Origin of the sequence: Streptomyces sp. UH6 (assembly GCF_013421635.1) — a bacterium.
Classification (GTDB): domain Bacteria; phylum Actinomycetota; class Actinomycetes; order Streptomycetales; family Streptomycetaceae; genus Streptomyces; species Streptomyces abyssomicinicus.
Genome location: NZ_JACADT010001139.1, coordinates 1 through 1,686 on the forward strand (window position 1 = coordinate 1; position 1,686 = coordinate 1,686).

At 71.9% G+C, this 1,686-nt stretch carries 2 protein-coding genes and 1 tRNA gene; all 3 read right to left on the reverse strand.

Features of this window, described 5'->3' with window-relative positions:
* Window positions 1-368, reverse strand: a 368-nt coding sequence (locus HW445_RS30020) for a hypothetical protein (protein ID WP_180223961.1), incomplete at its 3' end; no start/stop codon positions are given.
* A 174-nt stretch (window positions 369-542) separates the two neighbouring features.
* Window positions 543-629 (reverse strand) — tRNA-Ser (locus HW445_RS30025).
* Window positions 630-691: 62 nt separating this feature from the next.
* Window positions 692-1,686, reverse strand: a 995-nt coding sequence (locus HW445_RS30030) for a S1C family serine protease (RefSeq protein WP_180223962.1), incomplete at its 5' end; no start/stop codon positions are given.

Sequence of the window (1,686 nt, forward strand, 5' to 3'; positions counted from 1 at the left end):
ACGACGGCAAGGCCGGCCAGCACGCGGACGAGCACGTCGACCGACGGGGAGAGGTACTCCGACGTCGCGCCGTCCGCGTAGACGCAGGCGTTGCGCAGGGGCCAGTACCCCTGCTCGATGCGCGCCAGCTCGGCGCCGGAGGCGCTCCGGCTCGCGCACATCTCCGGGAACGGCCCGCCCATGGTGACGGAGAACCAGCCGTAGCAGTACACGGCTGCCGCCAGGGAGCCGAGGACGACGGCGAGAGCCGCGCAGAGCCTGGACGGTTGCCGGGGCGGGGACTTCAGCATCACGACGACCACCACGACGCCCGCCACCGCGGTGGCCGGACCGATGAGCAGCAGCACGCCCATCGTGGGCAGCAGCACAGCGCCCCTCCTCGTCCGGGACACGGAGTCCGCCGGTTCAGACGATCGTGCCCCATCCTCGCCCGGCCGGGCGGGGAACCGCGAAGAACACCGGACGGGACCACGGGCCCACGGACAGGAGAGCGGCCCTCGGCCCGGACATCCGGGTCGAGGGCCGCTCTCGCCGTCTCAGCGCGGAGGCGGTGGGATTTGAACCCACGGTGACATCGCTGCCACGACGGTTTTCAAGACCGTTCCCTTCGGCCGCTCGGGCACGCCTCCCCGCGCCGGGCACGCCCGGCGCGGGGACAAGAGTAACGGGTCCGAGAGGGGGCCGTGTCAGGTCAGTTGTCCCCGACGCGGGAGCCGAGGGTGACTTCGACGGTCTTCTCCCTGCCGTCGCGCTCGAAGGTCAGCTGGACCTTGTCGCCCGGCTTGTGGGTCCAGATCTCGCCGATCAGGGCCGGGCCGCTGTCGATGGCCTTGTCGTCGAAGCGGGTGATCACGTCGCCGGGCTCCAGGCCCGCCTTGGCGGCCGGGCCGCCGGGCTCGACCGCGCTGTCGCTGTCGCCGACGATCCGCGCGCCGCCGTCGCCCTCGGTCATGGTGACCGAGGCGCCGATCTTGGCGTAGACCGGCTCACCGGTCTTGATCAGCTCCTGGGCGACGAACTTGGCCTGGTTGATCGGGATGGCGAAGCCGAGGCCGATGGAGCCCGCCTGGCCGGTCCCGAAGCCGCCGCTGGCCGACTGGATGGCGGAGTTGATGCCGATCACCGAGCCGTCCGCGTCGAGCAGCGGGCCGCCGGAGTTGCCGGGGTTGATGGAGGCGTCGGTCTGCAGGGCGCTCATGTAGGAGGCCTTGCTGCCGGCGCCGCCGTCGCTCGAGGCCACGGGGCGGTTCTTGGCGCTGATGATGCCGGTGGTGACGGTGTTGGACAGGCCGAACGGGGCGCCGATGGCGATGGTCGGGTCGCCGACCGCCACCTTGTCGGAGTCGCCCAGCGCCAGCGGCTTCAGGTCGGACGGCGCTTCCTTCAGCTTGATGACCGCGACGTCGTAGCCCTGGGCGTGGCCGACCACCTCGGCGTCGTACTTCTTGCCGTCGGGGAAGGTCGCGGTGACCTTGCCGTTGTCGACGGCCTCGGCGACGACGTGGTTGTTGGTGACGATGTGGCCCTCGGTGTCGAAGACGAAACCGGTGCCGGTGCCGCCCTCGCCGCCGGAGTTCTGGGCGTCGATGGTGACCGTGCTGGGCAGCGCGGCGGCGGCCACGCCGGCCACCGATTCGGGAGCGCGCTGCACGCTGCCGCCGCCCGCGGAGACGACCGTCGAGCCGC